We start from the raw sequence: 479 nt of genomic DNA on the forward strand, positions 1-479 counted from the left end.
GGGCGGCCAGGCTATCGTCGTCGGCCTCATCCTCGGCGGGATGATGGCCTTCGACATGGGTGGTCCCGTTAACAAGGTCGCTTACGTGTTCGCGACTGGGCTCATCACGGAGGAGATCTACGCACCGATGGCCGCGGTGATGATCGGCGGGATGGTTCCGCCGATCGGCCTCGCGCTCTCAAACTTTATTGCACCGCACAAGTACGCGGCCGAGATGTACGAGAACGGAAAAAGCGGTGTCGTGCTCGGCCTGTCGTTCATCACCGAGGGCGCGATTCCGTACGCAGCCGCGGACCCGCTGCGCGTCATCCCGGCTATTGTGGCCGGTAGCGCTGTCGGCGGCGCGACCTCGATGGCCCTCGGCGTCACGATGCCCGCACCCCACGGCGGTATCTTCGTGGTCCTGCTTTCGAACCAGCCACTCGCATTCCTGGGCAGCATCCTTCTGGGCTCACTCGTGACGGCCGTCGTCGCGACGG

At 64.9% G+C, this 479-nt stretch carries 1 protein-coding gene; it reads left to right on the forward strand.

The window, feature by feature from the left end:
- Positions 1-479 (forward strand): fructose-specific PTS transporter subunit EIIC (locus FY251_RS21060; RefSeq protein WP_222847874.1); only part of this gene is annotated, 479 nt, incomplete at both ends.

Origin of the sequence: Haloferax sp. KTX1, from assembly GCF_902410085.1 — an archaeon.
Classification (GTDB): Archaea; Halobacteriota; Halobacteria; order Halobacteriales; family Haloferacaceae; genus Haloferax; species Haloferax massiliensis.